The sequence below is a fragment of the Paenibacillus sp. FSL H7-0735 genome (genome assembly GCF_038008505.1).
In the GTDB taxonomy this organism is placed as follows: Bacteria; Bacillota; Bacilli; order Paenibacillales; family Paenibacillaceae; genus Paenibacillus_AQ; species Paenibacillus_AQ odorifer.
In genome coordinates this window covers 1,183,319-1,205,770 of sequence record NZ_JBBOZH010000001.1, presented here as the reverse complement: position 1 = coordinate 1,205,770, position 22,452 = coordinate 1,183,319, and the positions used below count along the sequence as shown (strand labels likewise).

General features: G+C 45.6%; 18 protein-coding genes and 1 pseudogene. 5 read left to right on the top strand and 14 right to left on the bottom strand.

The window, feature by feature from the left end:
* Positions 1-2: 2 nt before the first annotated feature.
* The 4 genes and pseudogenes from tsaE to NSS82_RS05215 all read right to left on the bottom strand — a co-directional run bounded on the left by tsaE (position 3) and on the right by NSS82_RS05215 (position 1,320).
* Entirely contained in the window at positions 3-485 is a 483-nt protein-coding gene (gene tsaE, locus NSS82_RS05230; RefSeq protein ID WP_076274055.1) for a tRNA (adenosine(37)-N6)-threonylcarbamoyltransferase complex ATPase subunit type 1 TsaE, read from the bottom strand.
* A 154-nt stretch (positions 486-639) separates the two neighbouring features.
* Positions 640-786: pseudogene (locus tag NSS82_RS05225) on the bottom strand (multidrug resistance efflux transporter family protein); the annotation flags it as partial.
* A 146-nt stretch (positions 787-932) separates the two neighbouring features.
* Positions 933-1,118 (bottom strand): H-type small acid-soluble spore protein, encoded by a 186-nt coding sequence (locus NSS82_RS05220; protein ID WP_036676525.1) that lies wholly within the window; start codon positions 1,116-1,118, stop codon positions 933-935.
* A gap of 31 nt (positions 1,119-1,149) precedes the next feature.
* Positions 1,150-1,320, bottom strand: coding sequence for a hypothetical protein (locus NSS82_RS05215; RefSeq protein ID WP_155288087.1), 171 nt, complete (start codon positions 1,318-1,320; stop codon positions 1,150-1,152).
* A gap of 139 nt (positions 1,321-1,459) precedes the next feature.
* Between NSS82_RS05215 and ku the strand changes: the two genes are divergently transcribed.
* On the top strand, positions 1,460-2,431 hold the full coding sequence (gene ku / locus NSS82_RS05210) for a non-homologous end joining protein Ku (RefSeq protein WP_038568938.1): 972 nt from the start codon (positions 1,460-1,462) through the stop codon (positions 2,429-2,431).
* Between the two features lie 12 nt (positions 2,432-2,443).
* Complete coding sequence (locus NSS82_RS05205) at positions 2,444-3,391, top strand: ATP-dependent DNA ligase (RefSeq protein ID WP_038568937.1); 948 nt, start codon at positions 2,444-2,446, stop codon at positions 3,389-3,391.
* Between the two features lie 45 nt (positions 3,392-3,436).
* Here the strand turns inward: NSS82_RS05205 and NSS82_RS05200 are convergent, their stop codons facing one another.
* The 4 genes from NSS82_RS05200 to NSS82_RS05185 all read right to left on the bottom strand — a co-directional run bounded on the left by NSS82_RS05200 (position 3,437) and on the right by NSS82_RS05185 (position 7,509).
* Positions 3,437-4,243: a hypothetical protein gene (locus tag NSS82_RS05200; RefSeq protein WP_341109714.1), complete on the bottom strand. Its 807-nt coding sequence runs from the start codon at positions 4,241-4,243 to the stop codon at positions 3,437-3,439.
* A gap of 25 nt (positions 4,244-4,268) precedes the next feature.
* The gene (locus NSS82_RS05195; protein ID WP_076274053.1) at positions 4,269-5,084 is read right to left on the bottom strand and encodes a hypothetical protein; all 816 of its coding nucleotides are present in this window, start codon (positions 5,082-5,084) and stop codon (positions 4,269-4,271) included.
* 698 nt (positions 5,085-5,782) lie between these two features.
* Positions 5,783-6,967, bottom strand: coding sequence for a hypothetical protein (locus tag NSS82_RS05190; RefSeq protein WP_076274052.1), 1,185 nt, complete (start codon positions 6,965-6,967; stop codon positions 5,783-5,785).
* On the bottom strand, positions 6,931-7,509 hold the full coding sequence (locus NSS82_RS05185; protein ID WP_052096798.1) for an RNA polymerase sigma factor: 579 nt from the start codon (positions 7,507-7,509) through the stop codon (positions 6,931-6,933). Before NSS82_RS05185 ends, NSS82_RS05190 begins: the two co-directional genes overlap by 37 nt.
* 146 nt (positions 7,510-7,655) lie before the next feature.
* On the opposite strand from NSS82_RS05185, the gene ligD reads away from it, so the two are divergent.
* Complete coding sequence (gene ligD / locus NSS82_RS05180; RefSeq protein WP_036676536.1) at positions 7,656-8,540, top strand: non-homologous end-joining DNA ligase; 885 nt, start codon at positions 7,656-7,658, stop codon at positions 8,538-8,540.
* Between the two features lie 203 nt (positions 8,541-8,743).
* On the opposite strand, the gene NSS82_RS05175 is transcribed toward ligD, so the two are convergent.
* Together NSS82_RS05175 and cls are read right to left on the bottom strand one after the other, a co-directional pair.
* A complete protein-coding gene (locus tag NSS82_RS05175; protein WP_235219386.1) occupies positions 8,744-9,583 on the bottom strand; it encodes a YitT family protein in 840 nt (279 codons plus the stop codon).
* Between the two features lie 240 nt (positions 9,584-9,823).
* Positions 9,824-11,254 (bottom strand): cardiolipin synthase, encoded by a 1,431-nt coding sequence (gene cls, locus NSS82_RS05170; protein ID WP_076104236.1) that lies wholly within the window; start codon positions 11,252-11,254, stop codon positions 9,824-9,826.
* 161 nt (positions 11,255-11,415) lie between these two features.
* Here cls and NSS82_RS05165 point away from each other — a divergent pair, with 161 nt between their 5' ends.
* Both NSS82_RS05165 and NSS82_RS05160 read left to right on the top strand, forming a co-directional pair.
* The gene (locus tag NSS82_RS05165) at positions 11,416-12,696 is read left to right on the top strand and encodes a M23 family metallopeptidase (protein WP_076274051.1); all 1,281 of its coding nucleotides are present in this window, start codon (positions 11,416-11,418) and stop codon (positions 12,694-12,696) included.
* Positions 12,697-12,733: 37 nt separating this feature from the next.
* Positions 12,734-13,183, top strand: a complete 450-nt coding sequence (locus NSS82_RS05160; protein WP_038568928.1) for a bactofilin family protein — start codon at positions 12,734-12,736, stop codon at positions 13,181-13,183.
* 8 nt (positions 13,184-13,191) lie between these two features.
* Here NSS82_RS05160 and NSS82_RS05155 read toward each other — a convergent pair whose 3' ends face one another.
* The 4 genes from NSS82_RS05155 to NSS82_RS05140 all read right to left on the bottom strand — a co-directional run bounded on the left by NSS82_RS05155 (position 13,192) and on the right by NSS82_RS05140 (position 22,396).
* Complete coding sequence (locus tag NSS82_RS05155) at positions 13,192-13,980, bottom strand: ABC transporter permease (RefSeq protein ID WP_038568926.1); 789 nt, start codon at positions 13,978-13,980, stop codon at positions 13,192-13,194.
* A complete protein-coding gene (locus NSS82_RS05150) occupies positions 13,973-14,899 on the bottom strand; it encodes an ABC transporter ATP-binding protein (protein WP_235219382.1) in 927 nt (308 codons plus the stop codon). Before NSS82_RS05150 ends, NSS82_RS05155 begins: the two co-directional genes overlap by 8 nt.
* 170 nt (positions 14,900-15,069) lie before the next feature.
* Positions 15,070-19,665: a glutamate synthase large subunit gene (gene gltB / locus NSS82_RS05145; RefSeq protein WP_076274050.1), complete on the bottom strand. Its 4,596-nt coding sequence runs from the start codon at positions 19,663-19,665 to the stop codon at positions 15,070-15,072.
* Between the two features lie 376 nt (positions 19,666-20,041).
* Complete coding sequence (locus tag NSS82_RS05140) at positions 20,042-22,396, bottom strand: YhgE/Pip domain-containing protein (RefSeq protein ID WP_038568922.1); 2,355 nt, start codon at positions 22,394-22,396, stop codon at positions 20,042-20,044.
* Positions 22,397-22,452: the final 56 nt, after the last annotated feature.

Genomic DNA, 22,452 nt, shown 5'->3' with positions numbered 1-22,452 from the left:
CATTAACCCCACTTCTGGATCAGCTCCCGGCAAAGCTCACCATAAGGCGCCCCGATTCCGGTCACCGTAATGATTCGTTCCTCCGGTCCAACTGTTTCCATGTATATATGCATATGCCGCGGCGGCATTAACTCCGTAATAATACTGCTCCATTCTACCAAACAAACACCCTGACCATAGAAATACTCATCCAATCCAAGCTCATCTGCTTCCTGAAGTGAAATCCGATATACATCCATGTGATATAACGGCAGACGACCTTTGTACTCTTTAATAATAGTAAAAGTAGGACTGTTTACGATCCCTTTCACTCCAAGATGGCGAGCGTAACCTTGCGAGAAGGCCGTTTTTCCTGCGCCTAGATCACCGTCCAAACCGATAACCATGCCTGCCGTTGAAGCAGCAGCTATTGCACTTGCCAGTTGCTCCGTATCCTGCAGATTGTAAGAACGGTAAGTGAACACCGTTTCGACTGTTTTGTCCAACTACAACTACCACCTTTTAAAATATCCCTGTCGAAAACCATTACATTCAATTATATCGGTATGGTCCATCCACCGCAACAACTGTCCCTGCCCATTGTTTAAGCCGAAGGAGGTACAGCCCTCTTTTTCACTTGCATGGTTAAGCTGGATTTCGATACAGAACGCTGCGAGATTGAGTGGCTTCGACTACCGCTAATCCGCTCATACTGCTCCTTACCATATCCGTAGCTTGAAAAAATAATACTGTCGCAATAACTCCTGAACTCAGCGCAACAATAATGGACTGTCCTGCCTGACCCAATATATTGGTTTAAATCTTACACCGTCAACCTTGATGTCAGTTATGCTCCAAATCAAAAAAGAGACCTTTACGCAAACTTAAGCATAAAAAGTCTCTTTTTTTAAAACTATAATTCAGCTTTAACGTACGCTCTAAGTAGACCTTTGTTAGTGCTCTTGCTCTTCGAGTCGTTCAACACCCACAGTGTGCGTATTGGTTGGTCGAGAGCCAACTTGTACCGTAGCCATACCGTTCTCTTCATCCACATGTTCAATCCAGACAGGCTCCCCATCCAAATGTACACTTACAGTCTCTTTAGAAGCATAAATATCCTGTGCCCGTTTGACGTCCACAACTGTTCTCCTCCTTTATCTTTCCTAAAGTTTACGATTCTAAGGGTGACGTATCTTCGAGGGTTCGTTCTGCATCCAGCTTTTCCGAATCGGATACCTGACTGGCCTCCGTGGGCGCAATAATGCTCTCCCAATCCACAACTGTGGCCGGAATATCCTGCTCGCTCAGCGCATCGCTCCATTCGTTATCTCTTGGTTCCATACCTTAGATTCTCCTCCTCAACTTCACAGGTCCGAGTTTATTTTTTCCCAAGCTTCTCAAAAAATGCACCCGGCTAGAAAAGCCTTTCCTGCCTCATACTAACCCAAATCAAATCAACTTAGATCAGGAGGTGTTTCTCATGCATACCGTTTGGAAAGGAGCCATCAGCTTCGGGCTTGTGCATGTTCCGGTTAAAATGTTCTCCGCTACGGAAGACAAGGACATTTCTCTGCGTTATATCCATAAGGAATGTGGCAGCCCACTGTCGTATGTACGCAAATGCCCGGTATGTGACAAAGAAGTAGCTTGGGAAGAGATCGGTAAAGGATATGAGTATGAAAAAGGGAAGTTTGTGCTCTTCGACAAAGAGGAATTGGATCAACTATCCGACGAGACCAGTAAAAGCATCTCCATTCTCGACTTTGTTGACCTGACGGAAATCGATCCGATTTATTTTCAAAAAACCTATTATTTATCCCCGGATCAGGCAGGCTCAAATGCTTATCGACTTCTTATGGAGGCCATGAAGCAGACAGGTAAAATTGGCATCGCCAAAATTTCAATTCGCTCAAAAAGCAGTCTGGCAGCGATCCGTGTGCTTGAGGATTGCCTTGCGATTGAGACCATTTTTTATCCCGATGAGGTGCGGCCGATCTCACAAGTGCCCGGTCTGCCCGAAGCAGGGACAGTGAACGATAAAGAGCTGGAAATGGCTAAGCTGCTGATCTCACAGCTATCCACTCCTTTTGATCCGGCAAAATATACCGATGATTATCGCCAGCGTATGCTTGATCTGATTTCACATAAAATTGCAGGCGAGGAATTTCATATCGCTCCTGCTAAACAGGAAAGCAATGTGATTGATCTAATGGCTGCCTTGCAGGCCAGTATTCAAGCTGTGCAGCATATTCCTTCAGACCCTGGTCCTTCATTAACAGGCACCACAAAAACCAAAACTAAAGCGGCTCCTGCTGCCAAAAGAAAAACAACCAAGACCAAAACAACCGCCGCGGAACCTGCGGAGCAGCAAAACGAGGTCTCCGGGCCGACTCCTGTTATTACGCCGAAACCGAAACGCCGCAGCACAAAAAGCAAAACAACCGTATCTTAGGAGGCTCTGCGGATGAAGCTTCAGCCCATTATTCCTTTTGAACCTATACTGGCTGGGCAGCTTCCAGCAGGTGACCAGTGGATCGCACAAATTAAATGGGACGGTGTGCGGATGTTGTCCTATTACGATGGAAGCACTACTCAGCTTATTAACAGACGTGGCAATTACCGTACCATGCAATACCCGGAGCTTACTGATGTATCTGCTTACTGCAAGGCTGGCTCCGTTATTCTTGATGGTGAGATCATCGCACTCAAGGACGGCAAACCCTCATTTCACGAGGTGATGCGGAGGGACAGTTTAAAAAATGGTTCCACGATTTCCGTCGTTAGGCATCAGGTTCCTGTCATTTATATGATTTTTGATATTCTGTTTTATAATGGCCAATCGACGATGGATCAACCATTATTCTTGCGGCAGCAGCTGTTAAGTGATATTCTGCTGCCCCATCCCCATGTTCAAGCTGTGCCAAGTTATACCGATCCTACAGAACTGTTCGCCGCCACTCAGAACCAGCGTTTGGAAGGAATCGTCTGCAAGGACATCAACAGTACTTATGCTCCGGGCGGAAAAGATAAACGTTGGCAGAAACGCAAAATCAGTTCTGACATTACAGCTGTAGCCGGGGGTGTGACGTTCCGTGACGGTATCGTCAACGCACTACTTCTTGGTCTTTATGATGATAAAGGAAATTTGCATTATATCGGACATGCCGGTCCGGGCAAATTGACTGTACAGGATAAACGCGACTTAACTGCGGAGGCACACCGCCTTAAGCTGGATCGGATGCCCTTTGCTGATGTTCCACAGCGAGGCAAGGGTGCTTTTTGGATAAAGCCGGAGCTCGTCTTCAAAGTTCATTTTCTGGAATGGAACACCTCAGGCACTCTGCGTCAGCCTGTTACTCAAGCTAAAGTGGATCTTCCCCCGGAGTCATGCACAATGGAGCAAAAAGGATAAATTAATAAAGAAACGTCCTCCCAATCTGAAGTGGGAGGACGTTTCTTATTGCACTGTAAGTCTTGTTACATGGGCCTCCAGCTCTGCCTTTGTCTGCGCAGTATTTTTTGTACTCGTAAGCGTATAATCGACACTTCCATCAGCACTGGACCATACCAGCTGGACTTTAAGATCTCCGTGATGAGGCCCAAAAACTGTGTAAACCGCCTCAACTCCGTTGATGTTCAAATTCTCATCTTGGTCGCCAGGCAGTTGGGCCAAAGCCACCCCTTCCGGTAGCGTGTATGCAGGTGCAGATCTTAAATTCACCCTCTCTCCATTTCGTAGATAGGTGATAGAAGTTTCTGTATTGCTCCACTTCAAGCTTTGCGAAATTACCTTTTTGCCAGCAGCTTGGGCTTTAGCTTTCAACTGATCCCTGAGAGTCTTATACTCTGAGCTAAAAAACATTGGAATCACTGGATTTAAAACGACATCCTGCAACTTATAATCCTCTGGTAGAGAAGTGGGTATCAGGAGTGACTTCCCGCTTAAGGACAAAAACTTCTGCGCCGCTTCGTTTACAGAACTGAATCTATATGGCATATAGCTTATACTCAAGGTTTCATATGGATTAGATTTCTTATCATTTACATACAGAACCTTAAGTTCGCCTGCTTGTAAGGGAACCGTATTTTCTTGGGCAATCAAAGCTTCAATCGTTGAAGATACGGGCGTATTCGGCTCAACGGGTGCGGTAGCTTTACTTTTATTATTACTCCCCGCAGGCACTGCGTCTGCTGTTCCACTCACCGCACTCATCAATACTAATAAGCTTAAGGCTGTAATCGCCGCGCTTTTCTTAATCATCATTATGATATCCTCCTTAACCCCTTGGTTATTTGATTATGGTTTTAGCTACCGCTAACATTTCATTTGTCGTCAGCGTACTGGCCCGATTGTCTGAAAGGGTATATTGTATCGTGCCTGAGTTATCCAGCCACACTAGCTTTGTGTTAAAGCTTGCGTCTTTAGCGGAATCAGTTGTAAGTACTACTTTCCTGCCGTTGACCGTTAATTCTTTCTTAGTTTCCGAAGCTCGTACAAAAGGTACCGCTCCTTCTGGAAGTTTGGCGGGCGGCGACCCAGTTACAATGCTAAAATTAGCTTTTCCTTTGGCATACAGCTGCATAGACAAATTCGTCTGGTTCCAGCTGATGATTTTACTAAACAACTGTTTATTAGAATTACCAGCAGCTGCTGCTGCTTTCAATTCCTGCTCTAGTTGCAAGTACAGCTCTGAATCATTAGCTACAGCCGGTGGATAGATGATGGCTGTCGCCAGAGTGAAGCCTTTGGGAAGATTTCCGGACTGCGGAGAAGACGGACCCTTTAGCGCTTTAAACTTAGCTGCAAAGGATTTATAGTCTTTAAAAACAAACCCTTTACCAGAGAAGCTGATCGTATCCTGTGGATTGGAGACTTTATCCCGTACGTAGTAGGCCAAAAGCGAACCTTCCTTCACTCCAGCTACGAGTGCCTGCAATTCCTTTTGAGTCTTCTGATCAGTTTGTGATGCAGCCTGCTGTCCTGATGCCACCGCAATTGTAAGGGACAAGCCAGGTACATCCACACCCCCGGCCACTCCTGTTCCCAGCAAGATTGCTGCAGAGAGTGCGATCAGTGTTTTTTTGAAATCATAATGAAGCTTCAATTTCTAACATCCTCTCCTTCAAAATGGTAATGTATTTTCACCACTTTTTTTAACTACACTTCTATAACAATCCAACATTAGAAAAAGGGACATTTGCACACAAAAAAGAGGCTGTCCCAAAAGCTATGAAATAGTTGCTTGGGACAGCCTCTTTTTTGTTCTTAACATTACAAGTGATGCATCAAGTGACGCTCCTAATGATGCAATAAGTGAAGTACTTATAGAATAATTGGGGAATTTCTCCCTAAAATTCAGAGATTTCTGTTCATCGGACTTATAATTAGGGAAAACTTCCCTGAAATTCAGCCAATTCGGCAACGAATAAAGAAATTCCCATGATTATTAGGGAGAAATTCCCTGATTTCGTTCATTTAGAGCAAATAGCGGCTATTTTCAGGGAGTTTTTCCCTAATTAGTTTAAAGCACTCTATACATTGCACAAACACAGAACGTAACGCCCATAGTCCACCGTCACATATACCACTAATTTCACAAAATCATCTACTGCAAGCCGCACGAAAATCACACATAGCACATCGCCCACCGCCCCAATCAGTAGCATAGAACACTACGCGTGGCATATCGTCACATGGCACAGTAATATCCATTACTTTTCCTATTCCATAAAAAAAGCTGCCTCCCAAGTAGAATTCACTACTTTTGAGACAGCTTCTCATAATGTACAGTTAGTACAGTAGCTAGTGAATAAAACTGGTGGCAATCTTTTGCCATTGCTCACGAGTCAGTTTACTCTCCTGCTTGTCGCTTAGAGAAAGAACCATCTGGGTGGCTTCATCATACCAATACAATCGATTCTGAGAAGACCAAGCTTTCTTCCCTTTTCCAGTACCCGCCGCGATAAAAACTGCCTCTTTCCTCGTGCCTGTCACAGACCATTTTTCAGCAGTCTGGCCTTCCAAGATAGACACTTGCATGGTATAACCCCTAAAGGCACTCTGCCTTAAGGATAGTGTTATTCTTTCATGTCCCTTGTGGTAGGTAACTTCAGCATTATCTATGGAATTTACAGCTATCTTCTCCATAAACAACTTTTGGCCAATTTTATCGGTTGTAGCCTTTTTTTGAAATTGTTCAAGGATTTCTTCATATTCTGTGTCTAGCGACCTGTATAGGGGAGCTGCATTAAAAGTTCCTTGCTCGAATTCATAACCATCAGCTAACGAGGAAGGCAACCCTGGCCAGAAATCGCCAACATTTTTTAATTCTTTTACGAAGTCTTGATATTTCGAATACACCGGCGAAATAAAAGCAAACTGCAATTGATTTCCATAGCCTAACCCTAACTCCAGCTTATTTAATTCAGCATCCTTCACATAATAAGCAGCCATTTCCCCAGTGTTTAAACGAGCAAGCACTTGCTCTTTATAAGTCATAGATAAGCTCTGATACTTCTCTATCGCAGGCGAGGTTGTCGGATCAGGCGTATTATTATGCACCGTCTTCACAACAGCCTTCCCTCCGCTGTTCACTAGTGTAATAATACCACCTTGGGGTTTTGTGATATCAATTGTAAACTGGCTACCTTGTTCCGATAACTTTCCATGTTCAGACAGCTGCAGAGCACCCAACCCGATAATCCCCAGCAATACAGCCGCGGAGACTCCAGTGAGCACTCTTTTTCTAAACCTAGACGGGTGTTGGGGCATCTCCTTTTGCTTCTGCATAATAGGATCTTCCGGTTCTGGGAACGGCTTCAGCTCGCTAACCATGCTCGTCCTTTCACCGTCAATCCTATTCTGTTGTTCATGAATTGCTCTTACCCGCTTCATAACAGCTGCTTTTACATCCAGCTCTTCGCAGCTCCCTACCGCATCCATTTTCTTGATCATTTTCTCTTCAACAAAGCCTCGTTGCCGCACCATTCCGTTCCCCCTTTCTGAGCATTCAGCATTTTGCCAAGCTTCGTAATCGTTCGCCTGTATTTCTTCTTCACAGCATCAGTATTCTTATCCAGAATCTCCGCAATCTCCGGGAAGCTCTGTTCCTCAAAGATTCTAAGTACTAACAGGTTTCGCTCCTCTGTCTTCAGCTTCGCGAGGGCTAAAGTCAGATGTTCGTTAAATATGTAACGGTCCATCAACTGTTCCGGGCTTTCTGCAGGCGGATCTGGTTGATAAAGCGCCATAAACTTTATATGGCTTTGACGTTTGCGGATTAGACTAAGGCAATGATGGTAGGCAATTTTATATAGCCATGAAGAGAAGCTCGCGGTAGGGCGGTATGTGCCTATATGCTGATATGCCTTTACCAGAATATCCTGTACTGCATCCTCAGCTTCAGTACGGCTCCCAAGCAGCCGACAGCAATAGCGGTAAATCGGCTTTTGAAAAGCCTCGACGACCAAGGCATAAGACTCAACCTCGCCTGCCTGTACCCGAACAACGGTGTGCTCGATCCCGTCCAAAATCAGCAAACTCCCCTTTCTAATAATCGTATATCTTTATAAGTCTTATGATCATCCAAAAGGGACGCTTTGGGAATATTTTTTTCATGAAAAGGAGCAGACTGACACATAATACCTTCATTCCTATCACAGAAAGGAGTTTCCCGATGCCGGCAGCGATCAAAGGTACAATTACCATAGACGGAGAAGAAATCATCATCACTAATCCAGAGAAGCTGCTGTGGCCTGAATGTGGCATTACAAAACGGATTTATCTGCAAAAGCTCGCTGCACTCTCTCCCTATCTGCTGCGTTATTGCCGGGACCGGCTGCTTACCGTCATTCGTTATCCGCACGGCATCTCTGGAATGTCCTTTTATCAGAAAAATGCGCCTGATCCTCTTCCGGCCTTTGTCCAAACCGCTGTACACGAGAATATTAACTATATCAAGCTGCAAGGCTTACCTGAGCTGATCTGGCTGGGGAATCTGGCTGCTTTGGAATTTCACCCTTCCCTGCATTATGTAGGCAGCGAACTGCCCTGTGAATGGATGATTGATCTTGATCCTTCACTTGAAATCGAACCTCGTATCATGGAAGCAACTGCGATCGTTGGGGCGGTTTTAACCTCCCTTGGCCTCTCCTCTGTACCCAAAACCTCTGGTGCTACCGGGGTGCAGATCATCGTCCCTATCGAGACTGGTGTTACTTTTGATGGATTGCGGAAAATCGGGCATTTTGTGGGTCGTTATGTCACCGAAAAGCATCCCAACCTGTTCACCCTGGAACGTCTAAAAAAGAATCGCGGAGATAAAATCTATTTTGACTACCTCCAGCATTATAGCGGCAAAACATTAGCTGCACCTTACACACCGCGTGCAAGACCGCTTGCTACAGTTTCTACCCCCTTGCTCTGGGAGGAGGTTCAGCAAAATGTATCTCCCTCTAATTTTCATCTGCTTAATATCGAGGAACGCCTTCAGCGTATGGGAGATCTTTTAGAGAAAGTGCCACCACAGCCCGTTGAACAGCTCATTGCTAAGCTCCCATAAAGGAGCAATCCCATTGAAAAAAGCCCCAAAAACAGCAATAAGCCCGCAGCATCAACTACATGCTACGAGCTTATTTGGCGTCCCACTCAAGGACAGAAGGTATACTATATAAGAATACGGCATGCCGAGCTTTGTTCACCGTATTTATTGCTTTTTTATCCGTAAAAATACCTTCTTTCAGTTAATGATACTTAAGAGCTACGCTAGTGGATGGATTTCTTCTTGAAGCGGCCACCTTTAACATCATGGATGTTACCTATTGCGATGAATGCATCAGAATCCCAATCTTCAACAATGGTTTTAAGCTTAGCTTCTTCCAGACGGGTGATAACTACAAAGATCACTTTCTTGTTCTCACCGGAAAATCCGCCTTCTCCATCTAAATAAGTAACACCACGTCCAAGACGCTCTGTCAGAGCTTCCCCAATATCGCGGAATTTATCGCTGATAATCCATACTGATTTCGATTGATCCAGACCCTCAAGGGTAATGTCAATAACCTTAAATGCAATATAATAAGCAATCAGGGAGAACATCGCGTTATTCCAACCGAACACAAATCCTGCTCCGGACAAGATGAACAGGTTGAAGAACATAACTACTTCACCTACAGAGAAGGGAAGCTTCTTAGCCACTAAAATCGCAACAATTTCTGTACCGTCTAGAGATCCCCCGAAACGTACAACCAACCCAACACCTACACCTAGTATGATACCGCCAAACACGGCAGCAAGCATCGGTTCAACTGTAAAGGCCTCTACATGATGCAGCATTGAAGTGCCGATAGACATAAGTAAAATCGCATATAAGGTAGATAAGGCAAATGTCTTACCGATTTGCTTATAACCGATTAACAGGAACGGAAGATTGAGCAGTGTCAATAAAATACCCAGAGGAATGTCGAATAAATGTGATAAAATAATGGAGATACCGGTAATCCCGCCATCAATCATTTGATTAGGTACTAGGAATATCTCAAGTGCAACAGCCATCATGGCGGCCCCAATGGATAACATAACCATACGCTGCGCGAACTTAGCCATTTTATGGGCACCGGTCTTCTGCAGTTTGTTCTGCTCCTCTTTGGTAAACATTTGTGGACTCACATTCATAGAACTCCCCCTACAATTTAACAATATAGTTTTGAAACATTCGGAAGTATAATTACAATCTATACTTTCTTACATTTCTTCTTATACAATTATTATATCACAAAATATGCTCTAATAATGAATGGAACACGTACTATCCTTCGAAAAATTCAGATTTAGTCCTCTTTCCGGTCATAACAGCGGTGATAACAACTGACATAGCCCTTCACCGAGTTTGACAATTCTCCCTCTCTCCTTAAATTTTACAGGATCAATGAATTCACTATGCTTTTGATCCTTTTCAAACCCCGCGACTAGCACTGCTATCGTCTCAGGATGCAGCAAAACCGCTGTCATTTCGAAATTAGAATAGAAGCTGCGCATATCCAGATTCGCACTTCCCACCGTACCCAGCAGATCATCCACAATCATGACTTTGGCATGCATAAATCCTTTGGTGTAGCGATAGAACTTCACGCCTGCATCTTGTAAATTCTCCAGATAAGACAAAGAAGCATGATAAACGAGCTTATTATCAGGCTTCGCCGGAATGATGATTCTAACATCCACTCCACGAAGGACTGCACTCTTCAAAGCACGACAAATCGCAGGGTCCGGAATAAAATACGGTGAAGTAATCCAGATCCGTTCCCTAGCAGAGCAAAAAGCGGCAAAATACATCTCCTGAGAAGCATCGATCGCAGCATCCGGTCCACTTCCTACAATCTGCACGGCTTCTTGCTCCTTACAAAAATGCTCAGGGAACAAACGAGGATGACTCATACCTTCACCAGAGGCCAGTCTCCAATCCTTCAGGAAGACATACTGAATATAATAAACAGAATCTCCTTCTAGACGCAGATGAGTATCGCGCCAGTAACCCATCTTGGCGTCCTTTCCTAAATAATCATCCCCGATATTCATTCCACCCGTAAAACCAATCAATCCATCCACCACTAGGATCTTCCGATGATTGCGGAAATTAAAACGACGATCCAGTAAAGAACTAACCGGAGGTAAAAAAAAGTGGAACTCCACCCCGGCATTTCTCATGGTTTGAATAAACCTACGGCTTAATCGATGACTGCCCAGTCCATCACAAAGCAAACGCACCTTAACTCCCTGCCGCGCCTTTCGAATCATAACGTCCTGAAATTGCTCTCCGATCTCATCATCACGATAAATATAAAATTGCATGTGGATATGTTCTTTTGCCTCTTCCATGGCTTTCAGCATTGCGTCGTACGCTTCTCTCGCAGTTGACAGTACTCTGCTTTTGTTATGGCCTGTAATAGGCCCTTCCGAGAGCTTTGCAAGCAAAACCAATAAACCTTCGTTATTCTCAAACTGAGCGTTTCCAGTATCCGACGCTTGTTTTACTACCTTAATCTTGCCAGTGACATACGAACGAATTTCCCGGAAGAGCGAAGTACATCTTTTGTTCAATTTTCTATTCTGTCTGTAGTCACGACCTAGAAAATAATAGAATGCCAGACCAAGCGGTGGACAACAGAAGGAAATAAACAACCATGCTATAGCCCTTTGCGGGCGGCGGTACTCCAGAAATACAATCAATGCAATCTGTATGATAAAAAGAATTAGAATTATCGCAAAAATCTTCAATTCTCTACCCCCTCAATTAATAAAAACAGATGCAATAGACTCTCTGCGATGACTCTAGTACAGGTTTTGCCGTAACTCTCCTTCTTTATTCAAACAAACCGTTGTCATGTTCCTGAAAGATATGGAATACATAGAGTAGTAGGACAATTCGGATGAGCCTAATGGAAGAAAAGTCGTTAGCCTCAGGTATCGCAAGCGGCTGCCATAAGCCGCAGAAAGGAGAAGCCATGAAGAGTCAGCCAGATCATAAACGGATTACGCTGCTTGTCGTAAGGGATGCCGGACGTCCAGTCAAACAGCTCCACATCTCCAAACCGCTAGCGTTCGCTTTGCCGGCAGCAGCAGCCCTCTCTATCTCCAGTCTGGTCACCTCTATGCATTTCCATGCCTCTCAGTCCATCTCACAGCTAGAAGCCGAGGCAGCCGCACTATCGCTAACCAATCTCCGCATGGAAATGAAGGTCGCCGACAAGGATAAAGATTTAACCCAGCTTCGTAGCCAGGTCAGCGAACTTTCGGAAGAGGCAGATAACATTAAAGACAAGCTGAAGAGTGTAAATGCACTGGAACAGGAGCTGCAAGCATTGATTAACAAAAGCAAAGGTGCTGCTGCCGCTACAGACACGAATGAATCCCAACCGGAGAAATCCGCAACAGAAAAATCAAAAGCTGGATCGGCCACTTCAAATTCAACATTAGGTTTATCGAGCCGTCTTTCTTCTCCTGTTCCTAAAGAGACCTCCTTTAAGCAGAGTACTGAAGAGAACTCATCTTCCACTTCTCTATCCGCCATAAGTTTCCGCTTTGGAGCCATTACTGCAGCCCTTCCAAAAACACTCACCCCACAGGTTGGTGGAGAATACATCGCGGTGTATCAGAACGACGCTACAAGCTTGGTGGAAGAAACTAAGGATGACTTTGAGGAGATTCACGGAATGCTTGATGAAATGGTGGAAAGTATCACACAGACAATCACACAGGCAGAGCATGAGAATAACGTACAAGCAAATCTGCAAGCTCAAAAGGCCTGTGCAGAAAAGGCTAGACTTAACGCAGTACCGCTTTGGCCTACCGAGTCCAAAGTTATTTCTTCAAGCTTCGGCTACCGCTCAGATCCATTCAAAGGTTTGTCTGCTTTCCATTCCGGTGTCGATATTGCCGGGAACATCGGTGATCCTGTATATGCTGCCTTAGATGGCGAGGTTATTACTGCGGAACAAATGGGCGCACGCGGAAAATACATCGTGCTTAAGCATTCAAACGGGTTGGAAACCTGGTACATGCATTTGAACGGAATGAACGTATCTGCCGGAGACAAGGTTAGCAAGGGGCAAAAAATCGGCTTGCTTGGAAGCACTGGCCGAAGCACAGGTCCTCACCTTCATTTTCAGGTTGTGAAGCAGAATAAAACTGTCAACCCTTTGGCGTATGTCAAACCCTAAGGATTCATTCAATTTATATAATAGGAGGAATTTATAAATGTGGAACAAACGGCAGCAGCGTGTCCCCTTTAAATCTACCGATTCCCTAATAGGGCATGGAGGAACACTGGAGGGCAAGGTGCAATGCGATACAAACCTGCGGATTGAGGGTACCTTTAGCGGTGAGATTATTTGCAGTGGTGTCGTGACTGTAGGAGAAGAAGGAACAGTGCGTTCCAGTATTAAAGCGGAGGAAATCGTGATTGCCGGCAAAGTATACGGGGATGTTACCGCAGACCGCAGACTCATTATGACCGGAACCGGGGAGTTACATGGTAATATTTCAGCAGGAGCACTTAGCATTATGGAAGGCAGCCTCCTGAATGGCTCCATTGCCATGCAAGAACAGCCCACCTCTGAAAAAGCAGGTGAGCCCAAAAGTAATATGAAAAAGGACAAGGCAGCCAAGCGCTCCTCCAAAGCACAAGGAACACTCGAAGCCGGCTAGACTTATTTCTATGAGGCAACGTCCCTTTTACGGAAGACAATCCAGGAAATGGCCAGGAATAGGATATAGTACACCGCTAGTACAGCTATGGAGAAGCCAAGTGTAGAGCCCCCCGGACCCGTATCCGACAATAGGTAGCCTCTTAGATCCATATGTGTGAAGATCAAGTATTGGGCCCATTCAAACCGTTCTGGACTAAAAATAACCGTAAAAATACTCTTGGCAAACATAATAAATAAGGATAATCCAATAGCCAGTCCACTTGCGCGGAATACGCTAGATACCATGAAAGCCAGAGCAGCGGTCAGGAAAAGCTCAATGTAACGACATAGGAGATCTAGGAAGGAATATTCCGCTGGGCTCCAAGCCGTAATGGATGACATCGTATCTCCCGAAGATGAGGAGAAGATTAACGAAGCAGCAAAGCCAAAAGCAATCAATACTGCGGTGCTAAGCAAACTGAATAACACCATGGAAATATATTTCGAGAGCAGGATCTTGGAGCGACTCCACGGGCGAATCAGCAGCAGCTTGATGGTTCCCCAGGTAAATTCGCCCGCTACGGAGTCAGAAGCCACTACAACGGTAAATATTGTATTCAAGAAGAACGCAATACTCACCGTCATCTGAAAGTTGTCCCAAAGCCCCATAAGCGATGAATCGCCTTCGCTTGTGAAATAAATAAGCGCAGGAAGCAGCACGCTCATCACTGCAAGAATAAGCAGCATAATCCATGTGCGGACACGGCTGTATATTTTGATATTCTCATTATGTATGAGAGCTGTAAATTCACCCAATTCCTTCACCTCCTGTAACCTCTAAGAATTGATCCTCCAGCGTACGGGCAAGGGCTCTGATGCTATACACCTTAATCCCACCTGCCACTAGCTTGGCATTTAATTCTGCGATCTCCTCACGCTCTGCCTCAAGCACAAGTCCCCCACTCTTAAATACTCCACGTCCAATGAGGGCTAGCGCAGCTTCAGCATTATCAACCTCGAACAAGGTTTCTCCCAGAGGCATTGCAGTATTGCCTACCCCTTTCAGCTGCTTCACATCCACCAGTCGTCCATTTTGGATAATCGCCACGCTGTCACACATGAGCTCCATCTCGGAAAGTAAATGACTGGAGACGAATACAGTTGTTCCTTCTTCCTGACATAAACGGCGTAAATAGTCTCTAAGCTCGCGTATCCCTTGTGGATCCAGGCCGTTGGTTGGCTCATCTAGAATCAGCAGCTTGGGTCTGTGCAGCAGTGCCTGAGCCACTCCCAGCCTCTGACGCATTCCCAGTGAATAGGTCTTAACTTTGTCATGAATTCTTTGACCTAGTCCAACTAGCTCGACGACTTCGTCTATCCGTTGCTTCGTTACCCCTGGCACCATCCGTGCATATTGGCGCAGATTCTGATAACCGGATAGGAACTTGTACATCTCAGGATTTTCTACAATGGCCCCTATATTTGCGATAGCCTCTTCAAAATGGTTTTTAATACTACGGCCACAGATCAAGATGTCTCCACGACTAATGGAAATCAACCCCACCATCATCCGTATTGTAGTAGTCTTACCTGCTCCGTTGGGCCCCAAAAAACCGAAGATTTGTCCAGGCGGGATGTCCAGCGTTAAATCGCTCACCAGCGTTTTCGAGCCGATTTTTTTGGTGACTCCCTGCAGGCGGGCAACAGGCTCCATCAATATTTCTGTATTCGACATAGTCTCACTTCCTTTCATCTATAACCTAGTTTACCACATATACCCTTTTTTCCGAAAATCACTAGAGGATACGAGTCTGCCATCTAAAAAAAGGAACCTGACTTCTCCGGCATTAGGAAGAGTCAGGTTCCCTTATTCATTTAGTTCCTATTTCATTCAGGTACAGCAGTTTAGCCGCCAACACGGGCAAGCTCGCGCATATTCGCTTCAAATGCAGCCATCAACGCAGCTTCTCCGGTCAACCCGGTTTGTTCTACCTTACGAATTTGCTCCATCATCCGTTTGTAATCCTTCGGAATGACACGAACGAAGTTCGGCAAGCTATCTGCCCACTGATCCAGTACCCGTGCGCCAGCCGCACTACCTGTAAGCTCGGTATGGCGGATAATCAGCTCACGCAGCTCTTCGATCTCCTCAGACTCTTCCACTCTCTCGAGCAGTACCATTTCGAGATTGCAGCGGCCGATGAAGGTTCTATCCGGGTCGTAGACATAAGCGATACCGCCTGACATCCCTGCCGCAAAGTTACGGCCAGTTTCACCAAGGACAACCACTCGGCCTCCAGTCATGTATTCACAGCCGTGGTCACCCACGCCTTCTACAACAACCTTCGCTCCGGAATTACGGACGGCAAATCGTTCACCAGCGATACCGTTGATATAAGCTTCTCCACCTGTTGCACCGTAGAATGCAGTATTTCCGATAATGATATTGTCCTCAGCAGCAAAGGTAGCTTTCGGAGATGGCTTGATAATAATCTTACCACCCGACAATCCTTTACCTACATAGTCATTGGAATCTCCTTCCACCGTAAGCGTGATTCCCTTAGGCACGAATGCACCCAAGCTTTGACCAGCAGAACCGGTGAAATGAAGCCGAATCGTATCATCTGGCAAACCTGCGGCCCCATACTTGCGGGTCAGCTCGCTGCCAAGGATAGTTCCGACGGCACGATTAACGTTCGTGATTGGCAGCGATGCCTCAACAGCCGTACCCGATTCCAATGCAGGTGCTGCCAGGTCGAGCAGCTGCGAGACATCCAGTGTCTCTTCCAGACCATGATTCTGGTATTTACTGCGGAAGCGTGTGCTTCCTTCCGGTAATTCCGGTGTATGCAGCAGGCTGCTCAAATCTATGCCTTTCTTCTTCCAATGCTTCGACGCCTGAGTTGCGTCTAGGCAATCGGTACGGCCTACCATCTCTTCAATTGTACGGAAGCCGAGACTTGCCATAATTTCACGTAGATCCTGTGCCACGAAGGTCATAAAGTTAACTACATGCTGCGGATCCCCAGTAAAGTTCTTACGAAGATCCGGATTCTGGGTAGCTACACCAACCGGACAAGTATCCATTTGGCAGACACGCATCATAATACAGCCAACAGATACTAGCGGAGCAGTAGCAAATCCATACTCTTCGGCCCCAAGCAATACAGCTACAGCCAGATCGCGGCCGCTTAACATTTTACCATCTGTTTCTAGAACAACACGGTCACGCAGATTGTTGAGCATCAATGTCTGATGGGTTTCAGCCAAGCCAAGCTCCCACGGAAGACCCGCATGACGAATGGAGTTCATCGGCGATGCCCCTGTACCTCCATCATAGCCACTAACCAAGATAATATCAGCGCGCCCTTTGGCTACACCAGCAGCAATCGTACCCACTCCAACTTCCGATACGAGCTTAACATTAATGTTTGCACGTGGATTTGCATTCTTCAGATCATAGATCAGCTCTGCCAAATCCTCGATTGAGTAAATATCATGATGCGGTGGAGGTGAGATCAGACCGACACCTGCTGTTGAGCCACGTACTTCAGCGACCCAAGGATAAACTTTACGTCCTGGAAGCTGTCCACCTTCCCCTGGTTTAGCGCCCTGAGCCATTTTAATCTGGATCTCATCAGCGTTAACTAGGTAGTTCGAGGTAACACCAAAACGTCCGGAAGCTACTTGTTTAATCGCACTGCGGCGTGAATCACCATTGCTATCCGGAATATAGCGAGCTGGATCTTCGCCGCCTTCCCCCGTATTACTCTTGCCACCGATACGGTTCATCGCAATGGCCAGTGTCTCATGTGCTTCCTTACTAATGGAACCAAAGGACATTGCACCCGTCTTAAACCGTTTCATAATAGACGATGCCGGTTCTACTTCTTCCAGTGGAATCGGTTCATAGGCTGACTTGAATTGCAACAAGGAACGAAGCGTCAATTGCTTCTCGCTTTCTCCTTGAACAAGGGCAGCATATTTCTTGTACATATCATAATTCCCACTACGCACAGAGTGCTGAAGCAGATGAATGGTCTGTGGATTGAAAAGATGCTCTTCCCCATCATTACGCCATTGATAATCGCCACCGGAATCAAGCACCTTATCATTTCCGTCTTTTTCTGTAAAAGCACGGTTATGATGGATAAGTGCCTCAGTTGCCACTTCCTCCAGGCCAATACCGCCAATCCGGGAAGGTGTCCAAGTAAAGTAGCGATCCACGAACTCAGAGTTCAGACCCACAGCTTCAAAAATCTGCGCACCGCGGTAAGATTGAATCGTCGAAATTCCCATTTTGGAAAGAATCTTAACTACGCTCTTAGTCGCAGCTTTAATATAGTTCTTCACTGCTTTTTCATGCGAGATTCCCCGCAATAAGCCTTGGCCGATCATATCATCCAAGCTTTCAAAAGCCAGATAAGGATTTACTGCGCTCACCCCATAACCGAGCAGCAGCGCATAATGATGGACTTCACGTGGTTCACCGGATTCCAGCAAAATACTTACTTTCGTCCGTGTTCCTTGGCGGATCAAATGATGATGCAGACTCGATACCGCAAGCAGAGCTGGAATCGCAGCATTCTCACTGTCCACACCGCGGTCAGTCAGAATCAGAATGTTATGCCCTTTAGCCATAACACGGTCAGCAGCCTCGTTCATGCGCTCAAGCGCGATGCGTAATCCTTCTGCCCCAAGCTCAGCCGGGAAAAGAATTGGAATAGACATCGATTTGAAGCCTGCACGGCGAACATGGCGAATCTTAGCAAAATCTTCGTTCGAAAGAATTGGCGTTTGCAGCGAGATCTGGCGGCAGCTTTCCGGTTCCGGTTTAAGCAAATTACGCTCTGGTCCAATCGTAGTCGTTGTGGATGTAACCAGCTCTTCACGAATGGCATCGATGGGTGGATTCGTTACCTGAGCAAACATTTGTTTGAAATAGTTATAGAGACGTTGCGGGCGGTCCGAAAATACAGCGAGTGGAGCATCATAACCCATGGAACCGACAGCTTCAGCACCAGTAGATGCCATTGGCTCAAGCACCTTGCGCAAGTCTTCAAAAGTATAGCCAAAAGCCTGCTGTAGCTGTTGTACATTGTCATGCTTAGGATTTGGCAGTTCAGGCGCATCCGGAAGCTCATCAAGACTGATCAAATGCTCATCCAGCCACTGGCGATAAGGCTTCTCAGAGGCGATAGCCGATTTAACTTCCTCATCCGAGATAATGCGGCCTTCCTTCGTATCCACAAGCAGCATGCGTCCAGGTTTCAGGCGGTCTTTATATAAGATGTCCTCTGCTGGAATGTCCAGTACACCGGCTTCTGAGGATAAAATAATCATATCGTCTTTCGTTACATAATAACGAGCAGGACGCAGACCGTTACGGTCCAGAATAGCGCCGATTTGTATCCCATCGGTAAAGCCCATTGCAGCAGGCCCGTCCCATGGCTCCATTAGAGTACTGTGATATTCATAAAATGCTTTTTTATCAGCATCCATACTATCATGATTGCTCCATGGTTCAGGAACCATCATCATGGCTACCTGTGGCAGGGAGCGTCCGCTCAAATAGAGAAACTCAAAGGTGTTATCGAACATTGCAGTGTCCGATCCATCCGGGTTAATAACAGGCTTGATCTTGTTCAGATCTTCACCAAACACTTCGCTCTTGAACAATGACTGGCGTGCATGCATCCAGTTCACATTACCACGCAAGGTGTTGATCTCACCGTTGTGGATCATAAAACGGTAGGGATGCGCACGTTCCCAGCTTGGGAAGGTGTTCGTGCTGAAACGGGAGTGAACTAACGCGATCGCTGATTCCAGCTCTTCGTTCTGCAAATCCAGGTAGAATTGTCCGACTTGTTCTGTAGTCAGCATGCCCTTGTATACAATCTTACGGCACGACAAGCTTGGTATATAGAAGGATTCAGCCTCTTCTACACCACCGTAACGAATGGCAAGCTCCGCACGTTTGCGGATAACATAAAGCTTACGTTCAAAAGACAATTCATTCGTGACCGAAGCCGAGCGGCCGATAAACACTTGACGCACAAAAGGCTTAGCAGCTTTCGCTGTCTTGCCAAGCATTTCATCATAGGTAGGTACATCACGATAGCCGAGTACTATTTGACCTTCTTCAGCAATAATATTGCTTAAGAGGGCTTCATGCTGTGCCCGAACTTCTTCGTTATGAGATAAAAAGATCATGCCCACGCCATAATGGCCTTGTTCCGGCAAAGTAAAGCCTAGCTTCTGAGCTTCACTTGCAAAGAAACGGTGCGGAATTTGAAGCATGATACCTGCTCCGTCACCAGAGTTGGGTTCGCTACCTTGGCCTCCCCGATGCTCCATATTAAAGAGCATTGTCAAAGCATTACTTACGATATTGTGAGACGGTGTGCCTTTAATATGAGCTACAAATCCCATGCCGCAAGCATCTTTTTCGAACTGGGGATCATACAGGCCCTGTTTTACGGGCAGTTCAGTGTGTTTCATCGAACGCAACCTTTCTATTATAAAGTATGCAATGTCTTAGGAAAATTTTTCACATGAAAATCTTAATAATTATTCAATCCAGATTAGTGCTATTATTTTATCACCGAGGTAACATCAGCGCAATTTAAACTTTTTTATGATGCTGATTAACATTTGTTTTTGCATCACAGCTTTAGCGAGTAAAAGTTTAAAAAAACTTCACGATGCATAATTATACATAAATAACGCATAAGTGCATATGCAATGAAAGCGTTACAAGATTTTTCATCCCTTCTAATATGTTTGCAAGAAAAAGGGTTTTTATGATTTTAAATCAAAAAAAGCGTCTCCCGGAGGAGACGCTTTTTTATACTTTTTTTTCAAAAAATCTATCAGTTTATACAGTCAAAACTTGTTCACTTTTCACTCCAACTTCATTCTCACGGCTACGAGTCATGAAGTAAGCGAAGGTAAGAGCAAGGAATCCAAGACCAAAGATTGCCAGGATACCTACATCTCCCCACATTGCACTGAAGTCACCTGTAGAAATTACTGCTTTAAGACCACTAACTGTGTAAGTCATTGGAAGCAGTGGATTAAAGAATTTCATCCAGTCAGGGATCAATTCAAGTGGGAATGTTCCGGCACTAGTTGTTAATTGGAAAATAAGAATAACGATAACAACGAAACGTCCCGGTTGATCCATCCAAGTAACAATCGCTTGAACTACCCATGTGTAAACTAAACTTGTTAAGAATGTAAATACGAAGAATAGCGGTTTACTTTGTACTTCCAATCCAAGTCCATACAATACAACCACAGCAGCCAGCATAGACTGGATAAAGCTCATGATTGTGAAAGTAAGCGTACGGCTAATGAAACGGTTCATACGGCTAGCACCAAGGACAGCCGAATCACGCATTGGAATAACAATTGTTGAAATCAAAGCACCTACAAACAATCCAAGGGATAGGAAGTAAGGAGCAAAACCTGTACCATAGTTCGGAACATGATTCACAACTTGATCCTCAACCACCACTGGTTGTGCGAACATTTCCATCATTGCATCTGTTTTGTTCACACTGCCTGTTTTTTCAGCAGCATCGCCAAGCTTAGTTGCCAGTTCTGTTGATCCAGATTTCAGATCATCCATACCATCTTTCAGCTCGCCTGCGCCATCAGCCAGTTTTTTCGAACCATCTGCTACAGCACTGATACCGGAACCTAGTTCGCCTACACCGCTTAACAGTTTTGTAGTACCATCGCCAAGCGCTTTACCGCCTTCAGCCAGCTTGCTGCCTCCAGCTGCAGCTTCTTTAAGCTTCGCACCAAATTGTTGCATCCCTGCATTCAGCTTATCTCCACCGGTTACAAGTGCAGATGCGCCTTGTGCCAGTTTTTGTTGTCCTGTCAAAAGCTGTGTGCTACCAGCATTTAATTGCTGTGCTCCATCATGCAACTGAGTTACACCAGCAGCTAACTGCTGTGAACCTGAGTGCAATTGAGTTGCACCTTGTGCCAGCTGCTCTTGCCCACTGTGGAGTGCAGTAGCACCCTGTGCCAGCTGCTCTTGACTTTGTTGCAGTTGCTCACTGCCTTGTGCCACAGCTGCACTGGCTGCCAGCAGCTTCTGTACCGCTGGATTTTGTGCCAGCTCAGGACTAGCCTGTGCCAATTGCTCCAATCCTTGAGCTACCGCTTTAGCACCCTCAGTTACCTTCGTGCTGCCTGCGGCGGAAGCTTGCAAACCTGCTTCCAGTTTCGCGCTGCCATCTACGGAAGAAGTTAAGCCTGCTTCCAGCTTCGCGCTGCCATCAACTAAAGATTGTGTTCCTGCTTGTAGTTTAGAAGTACCATCCACAGCAGACTGCGTTCCCGCCTGAAGCTGTGTTGCACCTGTTACAGCTTGTTTCAAGCCGTCACTAAGTTGTTTACTGCCGGCAGCACTCTGTGCAACACCGTCTTGAAGCTGCGTATGTGCAGTAGACAGTTGTTGCAATCCGCTTGCCAACGTGGTTGATCCTGTTTTAAGCGCCGTAGCACCTGCATTCAAATCAGTCACGCCTTGTGTAAGGGGTTCTACACCATTTTGAAGTTTACCTGTACCATCTGTCAGTACAAGTAGATTATCTTTCAGCTTCAAGGCTCCGTCATCTAGCTTACCAGCGCCATCAGCGATCTTGGAGGCTCCATCTCCTGCTTCGCCCAATCCATCAGATACTTCTGTAATCTGATTGAATACAGACTCTACATAAGCTTCAGTTACTTTAGCAGATACTTTATTTTTAATTTCTGCTACAGCCGTACCACCGATTTGACCAGCCAAGAAGTTATAACCTTCATTTGGCTCATAAATAATTTTTGCCGGCTGTGGTTCATCATCCATAAGAGTAGTAGCTTTAGCAGAAAAGTCTTCCGGAACAATGATCGACATATAATAAGTATTGTCCTTCATTCCTGCTTCCGCTTCTTCAAGGGAAACGAAGTTCCACTGGAAGCCGTCGGTTACCTTCAACTCTTCTATAAGATCATTACCGGCTTGTAGTTGCTTGCCTTCATAATTAGCGCCGACATCCTGGTTGACCACAGCAACCGGAAGCTCATTCATCTTGCCATACGGATCCCAGAATGCCTTCAGGAAGAATCCGCTGTACATCACCGGAATAAATAGGATAGCAATCATTGGAATTAGCACCTTCGGATTTCTAAGGGCTGCGCCAAGATCCTTGGTAAATACGGATAATGATTTCATTCTGGTTCTCTCCTTATGAGCTTATGCTCTCTTTAAAATGCTTTGTTTGCGAAATA